Below are 18,476 nucleotides of genomic sequence, written 5' to 3'. Positions count from 1 at the left end.
CTTAAATCTTCCTATTCTTAGCCAACATCGGAATCGAAATCAAACCCATTACGAGCATAATGATGATTTGCAAAGGCAATGTGATGAAAGAGTAGGCGAGTCCCAATTCTCCGCCTTCTACAGAGTCTTTGCCCATAGCCATAAACAATGCCATAAATCCGAATTTCATTGCCAGATTGAATGCGCCAATTCCGCCACTCGCAGGGATTATCATTCCTAAAGTTCCAACGACTAAGATGAAACAACCATCGGCTGGTGTGAAATTGGAAGTTTCCGGAAGAGCGAAACAAACTAAATAAGAAGCGAAGAAATAGCAAATCCAGATTCCAACTGTGTAAAGGATGAATTTTCCTTTTTGTTCTAGAGTCAAAATAGATTTTAAACCTTCAAAAACCCCTTTTGCAAAATCGGTTAATTTGTCTTTTTTATATATGAATAAATAAACTAAGAATGCGATTACAATAATTCCAATAGCTATTTTTGAAAAGAAATAAAATTGTTCCAAATCAGTAATTCCAATTTTTAGCAAAGATTGCTCAAACCAATTTAATTCTTTTTTTTCTACAGTTTTTTGTTGAGTCGCCGCTTTGTAGAAAGCCAAAAGCGCATCATATTTGAAAATCAAAGTGAATAATGCGAAGATTCCCATACAAACCAAGTCGACAACCCGTTCCAAGATAATTGTTCCAAAAGACTTATCGACAGGAACTCTTTCTACGCCATACAGCGCTGTAGAGCGTGCAATTTCGCCGCTTCTGGGAATCGTCAGATTCATCAAGTAGCCAAAGGATATAGACCAAAGTGAATTGGTATTGGAAATCTTATGACCCATTGGTTCCAGAAGAAGATTCCATCTTACTGCACGGAAAATATAGGCGGAAACGCCAAAAACTGCTGCAAATGCAACCCAGAAATAATTGGCTTTTTGTAAAGAGGTTTTAATTTTTACAAGATCCAATCCGCGCAAGGCAACCCAAAGAAAAAGTCCCGCAATAGAGATTGAGACCAAAACAGTAATGGCGCTTTTAAACGGTGAGGATTTTTTTTCTTCCAAGATTTCAGAAAATTATGTGAGAAGATTGGTTGCTTCGTCCGGAAAAACAATTTTTGGCTGGAAATCTTTGGCTTCTTCCGGAGACATTTGCGCATAGGCAATGATGATTATGATATCGCCTTTTTGCACTTTTCGTGCGGCTGGACCATTCAGGCAGATTTCTCCAGATTTTCTTTTTCCTTTGATAACGTAAGTGTCAAAACGTTCGCCGTTGTTGACATTCACGATATAGACTCTTTCGCCTACAATCAAGCCGGCTGCGTCTATAAGATCCTCATCAATAGTAATGCTCCCAATATAATCAAGATCCGAAGCTGTGACGCGGACTCTGTGGATTTTCGATTTAAAAACTTCGATTAACATAGTTGCAAATTTACGCTAAATAATAAAATTGGAAAAGAAGATTTTCCTTTTCCTTCAAAATGGATTAATATTGAATTTAAAATAATTATAAATACTGACCAAAATAATATTTGTTATTGTGAATTTATGAATTTGGCATAGTTTTGATACGAAGTGACACTATTGTTGATGGATAGAGGTTAATTATTAAAAACGGAAAGTAGAAATACGTGTATTCTCGTTAAAACTCAATTTGCTGAAAATTCATCAATTTAAAAAGAAATATACATAGTTCACTAAATTTTATAAAAATATTTGCACGATATGAAAATTGTCTTATATTTGCTATAACAACATAACTTTAATTAATAAATATTATGAACAAGTCTGAATTAATCGACGCTATCGCGAAGGATGCAGAAATCACAAAAGCTGCTGCTAAAAAAGCTTTGGAATCATTTGTTGCAAACGTAACAGAAACACTTAAGAAAAAAGACGGTAAAGTTTCTCTAGTAGGATTCGGTACTTTCTCAGTATCTGAAAGAGCTGCAAGACAAGGTATCAACCCTGCAACTAAAAAACCAATTCAAATCGCAGCAAAAACAGTTGCGAAATTCAAAGCTGGAGCTGATTTGGCTACCGCAGTTGCTGGTCCTGCTACAGGAAAGAAAAAATAATTTTATTTGAGTTTAGTCAAATAAAAAACCGTCGAAAGACGGTTTTTTTGTTTTTATATTTAAGGATTTTCATCATCCAGAAGATGACCGAAAAAGTCTTTCTTTGTTTTAAGATAACTCGCACTGGAATTGTTAGATTTAATTTGCAAAGGGATTCTGGAATTAAATTTAATCTCACTATCCTTAATAATTTTGATTTTTTCGGGATTGTTGGTCATCAGATTTAGAGATTTCACATCCAGTTTTTTTAGCATTTCTATCGCAATATCAAAATTACGGTCATCCGCCGGCAATCCCAATTCGAGATTAGCCTGAACAGTGTCAAACCCTTTTTCCTGTAATGCGTAAGCTTTCAATTTATTGATGATTCCAATATTTCTGCCTTCTTGCCTTAGGTAGATGATCATTCCGCCATTTTCCTGCATATATTGCATTGCAGAATTCAATTGCTGTCCGCATTCGCATTTTTGAGAATGGAAAACCTCTCCTGTAATACATTCCGAATGGATTCTCACATTTACAGGTTTGCTAAGATCTGTGTTTTTTGCAATCAGAGCCATGTGTGGCATCCAGTCTTTTTCATTTTCAGAAAAAGCCATCATTCTAAACTCTCCAAAATCTGTGGGTACGTTCGATTCCGCTTGTATTTGTAACATTAAATAGGGTAGAGGTAATTAGTTGGAAGACATCGAAGTTTCCTCAGTTTTGGATTGGGAAGCTTCTAAAAGATTAATATTGGTTTTGATCTTGACCATATACCTGTTCAAAACCTCATCATCATCTTTTACCATGAATTTTCTGAGTTTCTGAATCTTCTTGTAATATTTTTCAAAATCCTCCAATGATTTGTGTTTTGTAGATTGATTAAAATCCCGGACAGAACTCAAATAATCCGAAAGAGAAACTTTTAATAAAGACACTTCTCTATTAATAGCATCATTTCTGAATTTTGGGAATGTTGCTATGAGATTAGAAATTGAAGAAGCATAAACAATCGCTTCCGGAGAAAGATATGAATATGTGTCTGAAATTAAATCAGAATTAACCTGTTCCGACGCTGTTGAGTTCGTAGAACAAGATCCTAAAAAGGCTGTGATAATTGTTAACGTCAAAAGTTTATGAAAACTTTTCATTTTTTCTGCATTTTTTGATACAGGATTGGGTTGAGACTTTCATCATTATACATCTTCATCTGCTTGTATAGCTTCATCTTAACTTTACCGTTTTCAATATCAGAAAGCAACTGATCTATGGCTATGGATAGGTCTTTTTTCTGTTCCAAAAGTACATTTAACTTTTGTGAGCATTGTATCTTATGTTCTTCTGAAGCATCTTCGCGGAAAGCTTCAATAGACATGTGATATATTTTTAAAGACAAGATAGAAAATCTATCTATACACCAGGCCGGAGTTTCACTGTTTATTCTTGCATCTGTGTCTGAAGTAATATTTTCGAAGTTTTTGTAAAACCAAAAATCAATCTGTTCTACCAGATCTGTTCTTTTTTGATTGAGTTTGTCAATTCTTCTTTTTATTTTTAGAGCTTCTGAGGGATCTATATCTTCTTCTCGAATAATATCTTCCAGATGCCACTGTACGGTATCAATCCAATTCTTTGAATACAAAATCCATTCCAAACTATTAGCTTGGAATGGATTATTTTCTTCTGAATTTACATCATCTTTAATATGATAATCATTAACCGACTGGTTAAAGATTTCCCATGCTTTTTCTGTCAAACTCATTAATGGTTGTTATAAGTTTGGAGAAGAAGAATCATTGGTTGTAGAAGTCGGGTCTTTTTTCTTGTCCTCTTCTTTTACAGCGTCTTTAAACTCTTTAATACCAGAGCCTAAGCCTTTCATTAGTTCAGGGATTTTTTTTCCTCCAAACAATAAAAGCAGGATCAAGGCTACAATTAAAATGTGTTGCCAAGAGATACTTAATATAATAGTTGATAATGTCATCTTGATTTTTTTACAAAGTTAAATTATTTTTTAATATGAAACCCACCCCAAAGGATCAACTGGGTTTTGACCGTTCCAGATTTGAAAATCCAGTGTGTAGGATCCATCAAAATCGCTGCCAACTTCTCCGATAAGCGTGCCGGCTGAAACTTGCTGGTTAGCTTTCACAAAGGTGTTTGCTAGGTTTGAATATATTGTGAAATAACCACCGTGTTTTACAAAAACTGTACGGCTGCCATTGATCACTTGGATTGTGGAAACTACGCCCGGAAAAACACATCTTGCTTTCGTTCCGGGAGTTACTGCTATTTTTATACCTGTATTATCTTCTACAATATTTTTGAAGACAGGATGCGGCTGTCTTCCAAAACGGTGTGTGACTGTTCCTTTCTCTACTGGAAAACCAATCCTGCCTTTATTGTCTGCAAAATTATTACCGACAGTGGAGCCTACGCCGTAGCTTTTCATTACCTTTTTCTCGGCAGCTTCTTTGGCATCATCATTATTCTTGTTTACAGCGGCTTCGTTTGCTTTGGCAGCCGCCAGCTTATCGTTTGCTGCTTTGGATCTTTCTGCGGCATCGCGAGTAGCTTTTTCAGCAGCTTCTTTCTTCTCTATCGCCTTGTTTGTTTCGGCGAGTTTTCTTTCGTCTTCTGCTCTTTTTGCAGCCAGTTCATTAGCTTTTCTTGCTTCGTTTTCAGCTCTTTTTCTTTCAGCTTCTGCCGCAGCTATCTTTGCTTTGTTTTCGGCCTCTATTCTATCTTTTTCTTTTTTAGCAGCTATGTCTGCCAGTCTTTTTCTTTCAGCTTCAGCTTTTCTTTCAGCTTCTTCTTTAGCTTTTGCGAGTCTTATTTCTTCAGCAATGATATTTCTGATTTGACGCTCCAGATCCTTGGACTGCGTTTGCTTTTGTCTAAGTTCTGCCGTCAGTTTAACTTCATTTTTCTTGAATTCATCCAACAGTTGCTGCTTTTGTTTTTTCTCGGCTTCTATCGTTGCAAGATCTTTTTTCTGATTAAGAAGAAGATTATCTTTTTCAGTGACCGACCTTTTTTTAAGTACGATATTTTTCTTGATTTGGTTTGCCTTATTTGAAATTTCTGCCGCTTTTTTGTCTTGGTACTCAGAATATCTTTTGATATACTCTATTCTATTAAGAGCTTCTCCCATATTTTTGGAAGAGAGAATGAAGGTTACTTTATTTTGAACTCCCTTAGTTTTGTAGGCTTTTACAAGAATTTCTGCATAGTTTTTTCTGAGAACTTCCAGCTCGCGGTTGTTTTTATTGATTTCAAGCTGACGTTTGTAGATGTCATCCTCAATAAATCTTTTTTCCTTTTGAGTATTGTTGTAAACTTTTTCTCTCAGGTTAAGCTTTTGATTTACTGCATTAAGATATGCAACAGACAGTTTCGATTCTTGTTTTGTTTGGTTGAGTGACGCATTGATGGTTGATATTTGCTTTTTAAGATCAGCATTCTGTTTTTGCAGAACTTCTTTATCTTTTTGTCCAAATGCGATTCCGAAAAGGATGATACTTATAAAAAAACTTAATTTCTTAATCATTTAATCTCTGTCTTTTTGTAATTGGCAGGAACGGAATAAGTAGTTTCCATCCGGGAAAAATCAAATTTCGTATTTTCTAATAATATTTCGTCTGTTTTGTTGGCTTTTATAATTATTTTAACATTTTTCGGAAAGCTTTCATTGTTCAGAATTACTCTGTTAGAATAAGTGATTTCCAATTGATCATTATTAGCAGGATTCGATAAAAGAACATGATTTAGATTAAAATCTTGATCATAATCCAGAGAGATTTTATATTCTGTAGTTTTACCGTTTTCCGTAATTTTCTGAGTCTGTTTCGAAGTCAGATTGAACCCTGAAACATTTTGAGTCAGATTATAATCGTTTTCTGAAACCGGAATAAACGTTTTTCCTAAAAGTAAATTCTGCAAAGCATTATAATCGATAAAATTGACATTCAAAAGTTTATTAAGATAACCAAAATCAGAGTCGATATAGGTTTTGTCCAATTTATAATAACCTTTTATGCCTTCTGGCGTTGCAACACCACGAGCAGCTTGCAAAATTACTGCAGTTAAATTCATCCACACTTTTTGTCCGTTTTCAATATAAATCACAGCATCCAAAGTCGGAATGAAAGATCCTGTTTTTGCATCTATTTTACTATTGATTTTGACAGCGTCAAAAGTCGATTTTTTCTCAATTGCAGAAAAGAAACTTGAGTTGTTCGAAATTGGTTTTGTAGTACTGATTGGCGTCGTTGTTTGATTTTTCTGAACTTTACAAGACGTTACCAATAATGCTGAAACTATGATTAGGATGTATTTTTGCATAATTTTTTTGGGATGAAACTTACAATATTAACGCCAAAAATAGACTTATATTTTTGAATTGGTATCTAAAAAAAACTTTGTCAAAGTTCAGAACCTTGACAAAGTTGATATTTTTTATTAAAATAAATTAATCTTTCGAAAGGAAATCCAAAACGGAATAATCTCCTAAAGAAATCTCCCTTGCAACGCCGAAATATTTCGCAGAATTGCCAATCATAGAGTTACTCAGGTTTCCGTGGTCAATAATTGTATTTTCCTGAATTAATGAATTGTCGATATTAGAATTAATGACAACCGTATTATTTCCAAGAGAAACATTCGGGCCAATTTTTGAGTTTAATATTTTCACATTTTCCCCGATGAAACAAGGAGGAATGATCATGCAGTTTTCAATATTCGCAGATTCCGGGAAATTTGCCATATTGGCTCTTTCATATTGTAAAATCTTGCTGTTGGTTTCTACAGTTGCATTTTTATTTCCGCAATCCATCCAGTCATCTACTTTTCCAAGAGAGAATTTTGCGCCTTTTGCTCGAAGATTTTCTAATGCTGTTGTCAACTGATATTCACCGCCTTCTGTAATATTATTTTCCATAATATGATCGATTTCGGTCATCAGTTTCTCAGCAGAATTGAAATAATAAATCCCAATAATCGCAAGGTCAGAAACAAATTCTTTCGGCTTCTCTACGAAATCTGTAATGAAACCATAGTCATCCAATTTCACAACACCAAAAGCAGAAGGATCTTCAACTTTTTTTACCCAAATCACGCCGTCCGCATTAGTATCAAGATGGAAATCTGCACGGAAAAGTGTGTCAGCAAATGCAATAATTACAGGACCACTCATACTTTCTCTTGCACAATTGATGGCGTGAGCTGTTCCCAATGGTTCAGTTTGAGCATAGATACTTCCTTTTGCACCAAGATCTTCAGCAACTTTTATCAATGATGCCTCAACGTCAGCACCAAAATCTCCAATGATAAAGGCGATTTCTTCAATGGGCTGGTTGGCAACTTTTGCAATGTCTTCTACCAATCTCTGAACGATTGGTTTTCCGCCAATTGGGATCAATGGTTTTGGAACTGTCAATGTATGTGGCCTAAGACGCGATCCACGTCCTGCCATTGGAACTATTATTTTCATAAATTTTTGTTGTTAAGTTTCTAACTATTAGTTTTATAATAGATTATTTTCTTCCAATTTTGTTTAAGATTTTTTGAGGAATCAAATTCTCTGTCTTCAACAAAATGGTTGCCAAAAGTAGAAATATAAGATTACCTAACCAAATATTTTGTTTTAAATATTGATAATATGCTAAAGATACTACCATTGTTATAAGAATGATAATCAAATTCTTATAAATATTGTAAGGAACAGGATATTTATAATGTCCCCAAATGTATGATATAACCATCATTACAAAATAACTGGCAATAGTTGCCCAGGTTGAAGCCCAATATCCGTATTTGGGAATAAAATAAAAATTAATAATTATGGTTATGAAAACACCAATTGCAGAAATATAAGCACCAATGATGGTTTTGTCGGTCAACTTATACCAGATCGAAAGGTTAAGATAAATTCCCAAAAACAAACTGGCGAAGAATAAAATGGGAAGAATCGAAATTCCCTCATAATATTCCGGATTGTTGATATAAACTTTAGCAATCCAATCCAGATTAACAGATAAGAATAAGACAATCAAACAATTGATGGCGATGAAAATATCCATCAGTTTCACATACATTTCTTTCGCATTTGCATTTTTAGAATTGCTGAAAAAGAACGGTTCGATTCCCAAAGAATACGCTTGTCTGAACAAAATTACAAAAGTCACCACTTTCGCAACACCGCCGTAAACGCCTAATTCGTGTCTTCCGATTTCGTCCGGTAAAAGAAATTTAAGGAATTGTCTGTCAAAGGTTTCATTGATGATTCCGGCTAAACCTGCAATTGTAATTGGCCAGGAATATTTTATCATTTTTTTCCAAAGTTCCCAAGAGAAATGTTTGATCCTTGCGATTAATAATTCTTGTGATAACATCAAAAAAGTGACAGCACTTGCAACCAGATTCGCGACAAAAACATAACCAATTCCAAACGCCGGACTGTATTTCAAGCCAAAAATTCCTTCCGGATATCTTGGCAGAATAATGATGAAAAATACGACTAATAAAAAATTGATGATGCCATTCGTGATTCGGATTCCTGCGTATTTTAGAGGTCGTTCGTTTTTCCTTAACATTACAAAAGGCATCGCGGAAAATGCATCTAAAGCCAAAGTCACTGTAAGAATTGCCAGCAAATCCACTTGGTCCGGCGTTTTGAAAGCAATTGCTAAAGGTTGTCGGTAAACTAATGTGAAAAATAAATAAACCAAAGTCACAGCCAATACGCTGAAAAAAGCAGTCGAAATCAATTTTCTGTCGTCTTTTTCATCCAATGCAAATCGGAAAAAAGTAGTTTCCATTCCGTGAGTCAAAAGCACTGCGATAACGCCGGCTACCGAATAAAAATCGGCAAAAGGAGAATAGGCTGTCGGACCAAATGTTCTCGTAATAATTGGATTAATTACAAACGGAAACAGTCTGATAATCACAGTTGTTAATCCATAAAGAGCGGTTTGTCCGAGAAGCTTCTTCATCTAATAGTCTATTGTTTTCATCGGTCAGATGGAATCTGCGATTTCAATTCAAAAATTTTTGCAAAAATAATCTATTCTGATAAGAATCCGATTTATTTCTTCAGCTTATAATTCATAAAGAAAACCAATTTTCCACCTTTCATAATATCCTCGTGCTTCAATCTATAACCTTCAAACGGTTTCCCATTCAGCTCCATTTTTTCGATGTAAACATTCTTTTCTGATTGATTTTTCACTTCGATTTCAAACGTTTTTCCGTTCTCCAAATTCAGTTTTGCATTCACGATACTCGGACTTCCAATCCAATACTCATCAGAACCTGGCGAAACAGGATAGAATCCCAAACTGCTGAAAATATACCACGCGCTCATCTGTCCGCAATCGTCATTTCCGCCCAATCCGTCGGGTTTTGCTTTATACTGCATCGTCAGAATTTTTCGGATTTGAGCTTGTGTTTTCCAAGGTTGACCGGCAACATTATAAAGATAAGCCACGTGATGCGCAGGTTCGTTTCCGTGAACATAACCGCCGATAATGCCTTCTCGCGTAATGTCTTCTGTATCAGCGAAAAACTCATCGGGCAAATGCATAGAAAATAATTCGTCAAGATTTTCCCCGAATTTCTTTTTCCCACCCATCGATTTCATTAATTCTTCAGGATTATGCGGAACAAAAAAACTGTAATTCCAGGAATTTCCTTCGATAAAGCCTTGTCCGTGCGTGCTCATCAAATCAAATTCCTTTTTGAAGCTTCCATCAGCCAACCTCGGTCTCATAAAACCAATCGATTTATCGAAGACATTTTTCCAGTTTTCGGAACGTTTCAGATATTCATTGTAGATTTCTGTTTTGCCTAATTTCTTGGCAATTTGTGCAATCGCCCAATCATCATAAGCGTATTCCACTGTGTTTGAAACCGATGTTCCGTTTTTCTCCGCAGAGATGTAACCTTTGTCAATATATTCGTCGATGCCTTCGTAATTTCTTTTGTTGGAAGTTGCGATACAAGCCTTCAAAGCTTCGTCCGGATTTCCGGTGTAAGTGCCTTTGATAATAGCATCCGCAATCAAAGAAACCGAATGATAACCACTCATACACCAGTTTTCGTTGGCGTAATGTGACCAAACCGGCAACATTTTCAAACTGAATTGGTCATAATGCGCCATCATCGACTGAATCATATCATTATTCCGTTTTGGCTGAATGATATTGAAAAACGGATGCAACGCACGATAAGTATCCCAAAGTGAAAACGTCGTGTAATTCGTAAATCCTTTCGCTTGATGCACATTTTGGTCAAGACCTTTGTACTCGCCGTTCGAATCCATATAAGTGGTTGGATTGATGAACGTGTGATACATCGCCGTGTAAAAATTCACCTTGTCATCTTCGGAAAGTGTGTTGACAACGATTTTATTAAGTTCCTTATTCCAGTCATTTTGAGCCTGAGATTTGATTTTTTCAAAGTTCCAATCCTGTGTTTCTTTGGTCAAGTTTTCCAAAGCATTGGTTTGGCTTACTGGCGAAATCGCAAATTTGATTTGAACTTTTTCATTGTCCTGAGTGTCAAAATCGAAATGCATTCTGATTTTTTTTCCTGCAATCTCAGGGAAATTGTCGTCCTGATTCCATTTTCTCCAGAAACCTCGGTAAGCCTGTTTTGTGTCAAAATTTTTCTGACCATAAGACTTAAATGGCTTCGAAAATTCCATTGCAAAATAAACCGTTCTTGTTCTTGCCCAACCGTTGGTTTGCCGGTAACCTGTGATTCTGTGGTCGTTTTCAATTCTTACATAAGTCCAGACATTCTTATCATCGTAATTATAAATCCCGGCCATTAAATCGAGAATAATGTGCGAATCATCCGATTTTGGAAAAGTATATTGATGAACACCGACTCTCGTTGTAGCCGTCATTTCTGCCAGAATATTATAATCGTCAAGTTTTACTTTGTAATAGCCGGCTTCTGCTTTTTCGTTTTGATGAGAAAATCGGGAACGAAATCCGCTACTTGGATTTTGCGCCGTTCCAGGATTTAATTTTAATTTTCCGACTGTTGGCATTATCAAAAAATCTCCCAAATCCGAATGTCCGGTTCCGCTGAAATGCGTGTGGGAAAATCCGACAATTGTTTTGTCTTCGTAACGATAACCGGCGCAATATTTATAAACATCGGGATTGTATTTTCCATTGACTTCATATGAAAGAGAATCAGTTTCCGGACTCAGCTGAACAGCGCCAAAAGGAACAGTTGCTCCGGGAAAAGTATGTCCCATTTTTTCGGTTCCAATGATTGGATTGACGAATTTGACAAGGTTTTCTAATTTCTGGGAACTGAATAATGAGGCGAATAAAACGGGTAGAATTAAAATGTATTTTCTCAGAGACATTCTTTGGAATTTTGAAGCAATTTAAGAATATTAATTTATGATTGGATTAATTTCAACCACATAGACACATAGAATTAATTGGAAAAAATTCATATTAAAAAGTTAACATAGTAGAATTGAATCTATTTGAACTTAATTATATTTTTTAAAACTATGTGTCTATGTGGTTTAATTTTATAGATTCAAAACTTGAGTAATAATTTTCAAAAACTTAATTTTGTTTCAATCTAAAAAAGTAAAATGAAAATTCTAATAAAAAATGCCCAAATCGTTAATGAAAATCTGGTTTTCCAAAGTGATATTCTAATTGAAAATGATTTGATTTCTAAGATTTCTAAAAATATTTCTGAGGAAAATGTTGACCAAATTATTGATGCTTCTGGAAAATATCTTTTGCCTGGAATTATTGACGATCAAGTTCATTTCCGTGAACCGGGTTTGACGCATAAAGGTGATATCGAAAGCGAATCAAAATCTGCAATCGCAGGTGGAATAACAAGTTTTATCGATCAGCCGAATACTGTTCCGAATGCCGTAACTCAGGAATTGTTGGCAGATAAATATGAAATTGGTTCTCAAAAAGCTTATGCGAATTACGGTTTTATGATGGGCGGAACGAATGATAATTTGGAGGAAGTTTTAAAAACAAATCCAAGAAATGTTCCCGGAATTAAATTGTTTTTAGGTTCATCTACAGGAAATATGTTGGTCGATAATCCTGAAACTTTGGAAAATATTTTCAGCAATACCAAAATGCTGATCGCCGTTCATTGTGAGGATGAAGCAACGATTAGAGAAAATACTCAGAAATATCTGGATGAATATGGTGAAGATATTCCTGTGAAATTCCATCATCTGATCAGAAGTGAGGAAGCTTGTTACAAATCTTCTTCAAAAGCGGTTGAATTAGCTGAAAAAACAGGAGCCAGACTTCACGTTTTCCATCTTTCTACAGCGAAGGAGATGGAACTTTTCCGAAATGATATTCCTTTAAAAGATAAAAAAATAACGGCAGAAGTTTGTGTACATCATTTGACTTTTACCAATGAGGATTACGATACCAAAGGCGGATTAATCAAATGGAATCCTGCGGTAAAAACGCAAAAAGACAAAGACGGACTTTGGGAAGCTTTGTTGGATGACAGAATTGATGTCATTGCAACCGATCACGCACCTCATACCTGGGAAGAAAAACAAAATGTTTACACAAAATGTCCTTCGGGAGCACCTTTGGTTCAGCATTCTTTGGTGGTGATGCTGGAGAATTTCAGAAACGGAAAAATCACCTTAGAAAAAATCGTTGAAAAAATGTGTCACAATCCGGCAATTCTTTTCAGAGTTGAGAAAAGAGGTTTTGTGAGAGAAGGGTATAAAGCCGATTTGGTTTTGGTTGATTTAGAAGAAAACTGGACAGTTGCCAAAGAAAATATCCTTTATAAATGTGGCTGGAGTCCGCTTGAAGGGATGAGTTTCAATTCTAAAGTTACTCATACTTTTGTGAATGGAAATCTGGTTTATGACAATGGAAAAATTAACGAAGAAAAATTCGGGGAGCGATTGCTTTTTGAAGTTCAGGAATAAATTACAGTGAAATAATTATATCAATAGGAACGGGCTTTAGCCCGTTTTTTTATTTGAGAATAGAAATTGGCTTTAGCCAAAATTTAAATCTCTCGCAGATTGAGCAGATGAAGCAGATTTTAAGCGCAATCATCTGCAAAATTTGCTCAATCTGCGAGAGAATATTTATCTAACAATTACTTGAAATTAATCAATCACAATACTTTCAATTCCTTTTTCTAAAGCATTCTCCATAATTCCTGGAATTGACAGTCCTTCTGCCCGAAAAACACTCACATCCGTAACGCCGTAAAAGCCAAAAACATTCTTGACATAAGGAACATTAGAATCATAACTCTGATAAGGTCCTTCTGAATAAATATTTCCGGAAGAAAGGGCGATGTATAATTTTTTGTTGTTCAGCAAACCTTTGGGGCCGTTCTCATCATAACTGAAAGTATATCCTGCTCTTGAAGTGAAATCGAAATAAGCTCTGAGTGTTGCAGGAACTGAAAAATTATACATCGGAGATTCGATTACGATAATGTCTGCTTCCTGCAGTTCGGCAATTAAACCCTCAGAATATTGGTTGATAGCTTCCTGTTCCGGAGTTCTATTTTCCGCAGGCGTAAAAAATGTATTGATATGTACTTCTTCCAAAAGCGGAACAAGATTTTTAGTTAAATCACGCTCTTTTACTTTGCTGTCAGGATATTTCTCCTGAATTTTTTCCAATACGGCACTTCCTAATTTTCTGCTTGCAGATACTTCTATTCTCGGACTTGAGATAATGTGCAAAATTTGTTTCATTTTTTTTATTTTAAATTTCTTTGACAAAATTATGTACATTTGCTTATCAAAAGTTAGTAGTGAACAAAAGGTTAGTAGTAACCTTTTGGTTAGTTTGAGATTAATTTTATGGAAAATAGTATTGAATTAGAAGAACCGCTTACCAAAATAAACTGCCAGAATCATCTTTCATCGGTGGAAGATGCAATTTATGTCATTGGCGGAAAATGGAAACTCAAAATTATTATTGCGCTTCAGGAACACGGAAATATTCGGTTCAATGAGCTTCAGAGAATCGTTACCGGAATATCGGCGAGAGTACTTTCGAACGAGTTGAAAGATTTAGAACTCAATGGTTTTGTAAAAAGAATCGTTCACGGCGAACAAACGCCTGTTGTTGTAGAATATATTTCAACTGATTACAGCAAGACTTTAAAAACTGTGATTATGGCACTTTCCGAGTGGGGAAGAGAGCATAAAAATAATTTGAGAGAAGACATTTTCGAAAATAAATAAGACTCTCGCAGACTTAGCATATAATGCAGATTTTAAATTCAATCTGCCCAATCCGTAAAATCTGCGAGAGAAAAATTATCAATTAAAAGACTGCCGAAACTCCAGTGGCGACATCTTTGTTTTCTTTTTGAAAAGCGTACTGAACGATTGCGAATGCTCAAATCCCAGTTCATAAGCAATTTCACTTACCGAAAGTTCCGTGGTTGAAAGTTTCTCTTTTGCTTTGCTAATGAGCTTTTCGTGAATATGTTGCTGAGTATTTTGTCCGGTTTGAATTCTTAATAAATCACTCAAATAATTAGGCGAAAGATTCATCGCTTCAGCAATTTGATGAACGGTCAAAAGTCCTTTTTCGGAAGATTCTTTGTCAAAATAATCATTTAAGAATTTTTCGAATTTAATCAATAACTGATGATTATTATTCTTTCTTGTGATGAATTGTCGTTCATAAAAACGCTGAGAATAATTGAGTAAAAGATCGATCTGCGACAAAATAATTTCCTGCGTATGTCGGTCGATATGCTGACATTCTTTATCGATTTTATGAAGAATTTGTATTAAATCATTTTCTTCAACTTCAGACAAATGCAACGCTTCGTTCACGGCATAAGAGAAAAATCCGTAGCTTGAAATGGTTGTTGCCAAAGGATGTTTCAGCAGAAAATCTTCGTGAAAAATCAATAAAAAACCTGCCGAATTACAATCCATCGTCGCAACATCCAAATACTGAACCTGGCTGGGCGCAGTAAAACTCAAAACACCTTTATCATAATCATAATGTTGCTGGCCGTATCGTATTTTTCCTGTCGCTTCTCTTTTCAGAGCCACACAATAAAATCTGTTGGTAAAGCCTTTCCAGACCTCATCTTCAATAAAAATACTTTCAGAAAGATTGATGACGCTCACCATCGGATGCTTTGGTTCCGGAAGTGAAAGTAATTTATGAAACTGAGAAATAGATTGTATCGTGTTCATAATTTGAGATTCTAAATATTAAAGGTAATAATTATTATTTGGGCGCCTTTATCCGTCTTCCACTCCCGCTTTTTTGCTCCGCTTCGCTCCGCAAAAAGAGCTCCGTTCAAGCCGGGGCGTAATCATATTGCGTTCCAGCTTTACGCTTTATAAGCTTTCAGAATTTGTCATTCTGACGAAGGAAGAATCTCTGAAATATAACTTGAGATTCTTCACTACATTTCATTTCATTCAGAATGACAAATTGGTTAAATATCTAAATTTAAAAAAGATTAATAATCCAAAAGCCCCATACTGAATTCATCGTAAGGATTACCCGTATCTGTTCCCAAAGGTACAATGCTTTCCAGCTTCCGAAGGTCAGATTCATTCAAGACGATTTTGCTGGCTTCAATATTTTGCTCAACATATTTTCTGCGTTTCGTTCCGGGAATCGGCACAATTCCTTTGCTGATGATCCACGCCAAGGCCAATTGTGATGAAGTGATTTCCTTTTCTTTGGCAAGATTTTCAATCGCTTCCACCAATTCAATGTTTTTTTGAAATTGTTCTCCCTGAAAACGTGGAATTCCTCTTCTGAAATCGTTTTCCGGTAAATCATTGATTGTTTTAATATTCCCTGACAAAAATCCTCTTCCAAGCGGAGAATACGCCACAAAACCAATTCCCAATTCATTCAGAGTTTTGATGACACCTTTTTCTTCAACTGTTCTTTCAAAAAGAGAATATTCACTCTGAACTGCCGAAATTGGATGAATGTCGTGCGCTTTTTTCACAGTTTCAGAAGAAACTTCAGACAAACCGATATAACCGATTTTTCCTTCTTTCACCAAATCGCTCATTGCTCCTACAGTTTCTTCAACCGGAACATTTTTATCGAGACGGTGCATATAATAAAGGTCAATGTAATCTGTTTTCAGATTTTTGAGCGAACGTTCAATAGATTTTTTTACATAATCTTTTGTTCCGTTGATTTTCCAAGTCACTTGCTCATTGTCATCAATTTCCCACCCGAATTTTGTAGCAAGAATATATTGGTCACGATTACCTTCAATGGCTTTTGCAATTAATTGTTCGTTCGTAAATGGGCCGTACAAATCTGCCGTGTCGAGGAAATTTCCGCCTAATTCTAAAGAGCGGTGAATCGTTGCGATGGCTTCTTTCTCATCCGTTTTGCCGTACATATCCGCATCGCCAAAACCTGTCATTCCCATACATCCCAAACCTATATTCGGAACGATTAATCCCTGAATTCCTAATTTTACTTTATTCATTTTTTTAATATTAATTTTAATAAAGCAAAGTTGAGCAGAAATTAACGAGCAGAAGTTTGCAAAATCACGATTGTCGTATGCAAATTACGGATTGATGGTTTTTTAGTTAAAAGACTTCCGAAACTCCAAAGGAGAAATATCCGTTTTAGCTTTAAACAGTTTACTGAAAGACTGAGAATGTTCAAAGCCCAATTCATAGGCAATTTCACTTACGGAAAGTTCTGTTGTTGATAGTTTTTCTTTGGCCTTCTCAATCAGTTTTTCGTGGATGTGTTGTTGTGTGGTTTGTCCGGTTAACTGCTTCAATAAACTTCCTAAATAATTGGTTGAGATATTCAATTGTTCGGCGATGTAATTAGCAGTCGGTAAGCCTTTATCCATCACATTTTCATTAAAATATTCTTCAAGAATGATTTCTAATTTATCCAAAACCTGATGATTGGTCTTTTTTCGGGTAATAAATTGTCGCTGGTAAAATCTTTCGCAATAATTTAAAATTACTTCAATCTGCGAAATAATGATATTCTGAGTAAACTGGTCAATTCCCGACTGGTATTCTTTTTCGATTCCTTTAAAAAGTCCGATTAACGTCTCCTCTTCTTTTTCGGAAAGAAATAAAGCTTCGTTCACGTCATAGCCAAAGAATTTATAATTGTTAATGGTTTTTGCTAAAGGTGTATTCCAAATAAAGTCAGGATGAAATGCCAAAAGATATCCTGAAGGTTTCGTTTCGTATTTGCTGATAACCATTTTGACCACCTGTCTCGGAGCGATAAAACACATTAAACCTTCATCAAAATCATACTGACCTTGACCGTAGTGAAGTTTGCCCTGAATATCTCTTTTGAAACCCATAAAATATAAATCCTGAACCCAGCTAATTTCGGATTCCTCGATTTGATACTCTACCAAACTGTAGTCTACCAGACTAATGAGCGGATGCTGAGGTTTTGGCAATCCTGAAATTCTGTGAAATTCAGAAATGGTATCGATGGTATATAATTTTCTGTTATGCATAACTTTAAAATTAAAAGGCAACAGCAAGAAACTGTTGCCTTTACAAATTTAATAATCTGTAGATGTACTTAGCGTTTTAAACTCAGAAATTTCACTTTGAAGCGCATTTAATTTGTTTCCCGCAATTCCAAATGCATCAGAACCCAAAACCAAATGAACCGGCGGATTTTCTAGTGCTACCAATTCCATCAATGCTACAGCTGCTTTTTCCGGGTCGCCCGGCTGATTTCCGTTGATGTCTTTTTCGTGAGCCGTCTGAAGTTGTCTTGCTACAGTGTATTCTTCAATTTCAGTTTTTGGAGTTCGAAGTGAACCGCCAGTCAAGAAATCAGTTCTGAAATATCCGGGATAAACCACCGTTGCATTCACTCCAAATTCTTTCACTTCCGCCGCCAAAGCTTCTGTAAAACCAACGACTGCAAACTTTGTAGCACAATAGATTCCCCAACCTGCAAATTCTCCCGTCAGTCCGCCAATTGAAGCAATATTAATGATAAATCCGCTTTTTTGTTCTCTTAAATAAGGCATTGTTTTTCTGATGATATTCAAAGAACCAAAAACATTGGTGTCGAAGTTCTGACGGCTTTCGAAATCTGAAATTTCTTCCAAAGTTCCTAATTGTCCATAACCGGCGTTGTTCACCACAACATCCAGTTTTCCAAATTTTTCTACTGTTTTTGAAACGGCTGATTCAACAGAATTTTCGTTGATCAAATCAACTTCTAGTGGAAGAAATGAATTGTTTTCTTCACTGACTGCTTTCTGAAGTTCAGCAATATTTCTTGAAGTTGCTGCTACAGAATAGCCTTCTGCCAATAGTTTTTTCACTAAAGTTAAACCTAAACCTTTTGAAGCTCCTGTCACGAACCATACTTTTTTTGTGTCCATTTTGATTGTTTTTAATTGAT

At 35.6% G+C, this 18,476-nt stretch carries 19 protein-coding genes; 3 read left to right on the top strand and 16 right to left on the bottom strand.

All coding sequences use genetic code 11. The features are described 5' to 3' along the window. Position 1: 1 nt before the first annotated feature. Together OPU68_RS12460 and panD are read right to left on the bottom strand one after the other, a co-directional pair. Positions 2-1,057 carry a lysylphosphatidylglycerol synthase transmembrane domain-containing protein gene (locus OPU68_RS12460; protein ID WP_498474412.1) on the bottom strand — a complete coding sequence of 352 codons (1,056 nt, stop codon included), beginning with the start codon at positions 1,055-1,057 and terminating at the stop codon, positions 2-4. A gap of 9 nt (positions 1,058-1,066) precedes the next feature. Then, positions 1,067-1,417 (bottom strand): aspartate 1-decarboxylase, encoded by a 351-nt coding sequence (gene panD, locus OPU68_RS12455; RefSeq protein ID WP_498474312.1) that lies wholly within the window; start codon positions 1,415-1,417, stop codon positions 1,067-1,069. 356 nt (positions 1,418-1,773) lie between these two features. On the opposite strand from panD, the gene OPU68_RS12450 reads away from it, so the two are divergent. Beyond that, positions 1,774-2,073, top strand: coding sequence for an HU family DNA-binding protein (locus OPU68_RS12450; protein ID WP_133945533.1), 300 nt, complete (start codon positions 1,774-1,776; stop codon positions 2,071-2,073). Positions 2,074-2,132: 59 nt separating this feature from the next. Here the strand turns inward: OPU68_RS12450 and ribA are convergent, their stop codons facing one another. The 9 genes from ribA to OPU68_RS12405 form a co-directional block, all read right to left on the bottom strand. Further along, the gene (gene ribA, locus OPU68_RS12445) at positions 2,133-2,729 is read right to left on the bottom strand and encodes a GTP cyclohydrolase II (protein WP_498474311.1); all 597 of its coding nucleotides are present in this window, start codon (positions 2,727-2,729) and stop codon (positions 2,133-2,135) included. Between the two features lie 18 nt (positions 2,730-2,747). Next, positions 2,748-3,206 (bottom strand): hypothetical protein, encoded by a 459-nt coding sequence (locus OPU68_RS12440; protein WP_498474310.1) that lies wholly within the window; start codon positions 3,204-3,206, stop codon positions 2,748-2,750. Beyond that, entirely contained in the window at positions 3,203-3,817 is a 615-nt protein-coding gene (locus OPU68_RS12435; protein ID WP_498474309.1) for a DUF4254 domain-containing protein, read from the bottom strand. Before OPU68_RS12435 ends, OPU68_RS12440 begins: the two co-directional genes overlap by 4 nt. A 9-nt stretch (positions 3,818-3,826) precedes the next feature. Beyond that, on the bottom strand, positions 3,827-4,039 hold the full coding sequence (locus tag OPU68_RS12430) for a twin-arginine translocase TatA/TatE family subunit (RefSeq protein WP_498474308.1): 213 nt from the start codon (positions 4,037-4,039) through the stop codon (positions 3,827-3,829). 30 nt (positions 4,040-4,069) lie between these two features. After that, entirely contained in the window at positions 4,070-5,605 is a 1,536-nt protein-coding gene (locus OPU68_RS12425) for a murein hydrolase activator EnvC family protein (protein ID WP_498474307.1), read from the bottom strand. Continuing rightward, positions 5,602-6,399, bottom strand: a complete 798-nt coding sequence (gene lolB1, locus OPU68_RS12420; RefSeq protein ID WP_498474306.1) for a lipoprotein insertase outer membrane protein LolB1 — start codon at positions 6,397-6,399, stop codon at positions 5,602-5,604. Before lolB1 ends, OPU68_RS12425 begins: the two co-directional genes overlap by 4 nt. Positions 6,400-6,526: 127 nt before the next feature. Next, positions 6,527-7,546 carry a sugar phosphate nucleotidyltransferase gene (locus OPU68_RS12415; RefSeq protein ID WP_498474305.1) on the bottom strand — a complete coding sequence of 340 codons (1,020 nt, stop codon included), beginning with the start codon at positions 7,544-7,546 and terminating at the stop codon, positions 6,527-6,529. Positions 7,547-7,589: 43 nt separating this feature from the next. Next, positions 7,590-9,047 carry a lipopolysaccharide biosynthesis protein gene (locus OPU68_RS12410; protein ID WP_498474304.1) on the bottom strand — a complete coding sequence of 486 codons (1,458 nt, stop codon included), beginning with the start codon at positions 9,045-9,047 and terminating at the stop codon, positions 7,590-7,592. A 92-nt stretch (positions 9,048-9,139) separates the two neighbouring features. Then, the gene (locus OPU68_RS12405; protein ID WP_498474303.1) at positions 9,140-11,437 is read right to left on the bottom strand and encodes a GH92 family glycosyl hydrolase; all 2,298 of its coding nucleotides are present in this window, start codon (positions 11,435-11,437) and stop codon (positions 9,140-9,142) included. Positions 11,438-11,677: 240 nt separating this feature from the next. On the opposite strand from OPU68_RS12405, the gene OPU68_RS12400 reads away from it, so the two are divergent. Then, the gene (locus tag OPU68_RS12400) at positions 11,678-13,018 is read left to right on the top strand and encodes a dihydroorotase (RefSeq protein WP_498474302.1); all 1,341 of its coding nucleotides are present in this window, start codon (positions 11,678-11,680) and stop codon (positions 13,016-13,018) included. A gap of 186 nt (positions 13,019-13,204) precedes the next feature. On the opposite strand, the gene OPU68_RS12395 is transcribed toward OPU68_RS12400, so the two are convergent. Then, the gene (locus tag OPU68_RS12395; protein WP_498474301.1) at positions 13,205-13,807 is read right to left on the bottom strand and encodes an FMN-dependent NADH-azoreductase; all 603 of its coding nucleotides are present in this window, start codon (positions 13,805-13,807) and stop codon (positions 13,205-13,207) included. A gap of 108 nt (positions 13,808-13,915) precedes the next feature. Here OPU68_RS12395 and OPU68_RS12390 point away from each other — a divergent pair, with 108 nt between their 5' ends. Then, positions 13,916-14,302 (top strand): winged helix-turn-helix transcriptional regulator, encoded by a 387-nt coding sequence (locus tag OPU68_RS12390; RefSeq protein ID WP_498474300.1) that lies wholly within the window; start codon positions 13,916-13,918, stop codon positions 14,300-14,302. Positions 14,303-14,380: 78 nt separating this feature from the next. On the opposite strand, the gene OPU68_RS12385 is transcribed toward OPU68_RS12390, so the two are convergent. From OPU68_RS12385 to OPU68_RS12370, 4 genes are all read right to left on the bottom strand, one after another. After that, positions 14,381-15,277, bottom strand: coding sequence for a helix-turn-helix domain-containing protein (locus OPU68_RS12385; protein WP_498474299.1), 897 nt, complete (start codon positions 15,275-15,277; stop codon positions 14,381-14,383). Positions 15,278-15,549: 272 nt separating this feature from the next. Next, entirely contained in the window at positions 15,550-16,551 is a 1,002-nt protein-coding gene (locus OPU68_RS12380; protein WP_498474298.1) for an aldo/keto reductase, read from the bottom strand. Between the two features lie 102 nt (positions 16,552-16,653). Further along, positions 16,654-17,568, bottom strand: coding sequence for a helix-turn-helix domain-containing protein (locus tag OPU68_RS12375; protein WP_498474297.1), 915 nt, complete (start codon positions 17,566-17,568; stop codon positions 16,654-16,656). A gap of 48 nt (positions 17,569-17,616) precedes the next feature. Further along, positions 17,617-18,456 (bottom strand): SDR family NAD(P)-dependent oxidoreductase, encoded by an 840-nt coding sequence (locus tag OPU68_RS12370; protein WP_498474296.1) that lies wholly within the window; start codon positions 18,454-18,456, stop codon positions 17,617-17,619. Positions 18,457-18,476: the final 20 nt, after the last annotated feature.

It is taken from the genome of Chryseobacterium sp. TB1-D10, from assembly GCF_059803555.1.
Note: the sequence above shows the minus strand (reverse complement) of the source record. Positions and strands in the feature narration are given on the sequence as shown.

Coding starts and splice junctions, on each gene's coding strand:
- OPU68_RS12415 (WP_498474305.1), bottom strand. CDS start 7,546: ATGAAAATAATAGTTCCAATGGCAGGACGTGGATCGCGTCTTAGGCCA.
- OPU68_RS12425 (WP_498474307.1), bottom strand. CDS start 5,605: ATGATTAAGAAATTAAGTTTTTTTATAAGTATCATCCTTTTCGGAATC.
- OPU68_RS12385 (WP_498474299.1), bottom strand. CDS start 15,277: ATGAACACGATACAATCTATTTCTCAGTTTCATAAATTACTTTCACTT.
- OPU68_RS12375 (WP_498474297.1), bottom strand. CDS start 17,568: ATGCATAACAGAAAATTATATACCATCGATACCATTTCTGAATTTCAC.
- ribA (WP_498474311.1), bottom strand. CDS start 2,729: ATGTTACAAATACAAGCGGAATCGAACGTACCCACAGATTTTGGAGAG.
- OPU68_RS12405 (WP_498474303.1), bottom strand. CDS start 11,437: ATGTCTCTGAGAAAATACATTTTAATTCTACCCGTTTTATTCGCCTCA.
- OPU68_RS12435 (WP_498474309.1), bottom strand. CDS start 3,817: ATGAGTTTGACAGAAAAAGCATGGGAAATCTTTAACCAGTCGGTTAAT.
- OPU68_RS12400 (WP_498474302.1), top strand. CDS start 11,678: ATGAAAATTCTAATAAAAAATGCCCAAATCGTTAATGAAAATCTGGTT.
- OPU68_RS12390 (WP_498474300.1), top strand. CDS start 13,916: ATGGAAAATAGTATTGAATTAGAAGAACCGCTTACCAAAATAAACTGC.
- OPU68_RS12370 (WP_498474296.1), bottom strand. CDS start 18,456: ATGGACACAAAAAAAGTATGGTTCGTGACAGGAGCTTCAAAAGGTTTA.
- lolB1 (WP_498474306.1), bottom strand. CDS start 6,399: ATGCAAAAATACATCCTAATCATAGTTTCAGCATTATTGGTAACGTCT.
- OPU68_RS12410 (WP_498474304.1), bottom strand. CDS start 9,047: ATGAAGAAGCTTCTCGGACAAACCGCTCTTTATGGATTAACAACTGTG.
- OPU68_RS12395 (WP_498474301.1), bottom strand. CDS start 13,807: ATGAAACAAATTTTGCACATTATCTCAAGTCCGAGAATAGAAGTATCT.
- OPU68_RS12440 (WP_498474310.1), bottom strand. CDS start 3,206: ATGAAAAGTTTTCATAAACTTTTGACGTTAACAATTATCACAGCCTTT.
- OPU68_RS12380 (WP_498474298.1), bottom strand. CDS start 16,551: ATGAATAAAGTAAAATTAGGAATTCAGGGATTAATCGTTCCGAATATA.
- panD (WP_498474312.1), bottom strand. CDS start 1,417: ATGTTAATCGAAGTTTTTAAATCGAAAATCCACAGAGTCCGCGTCACA.
- OPU68_RS12450 (WP_133945533.1), top strand. CDS start 1,774: ATGAACAAGTCTGAATTAATCGACGCTATCGCGAAGGATGCAGAAATC.
- OPU68_RS12430 (WP_498474308.1), bottom strand. CDS start 4,039: ATGACATTATCAACTATTATATTAAGTATCTCTTGGCAACACATTTTA.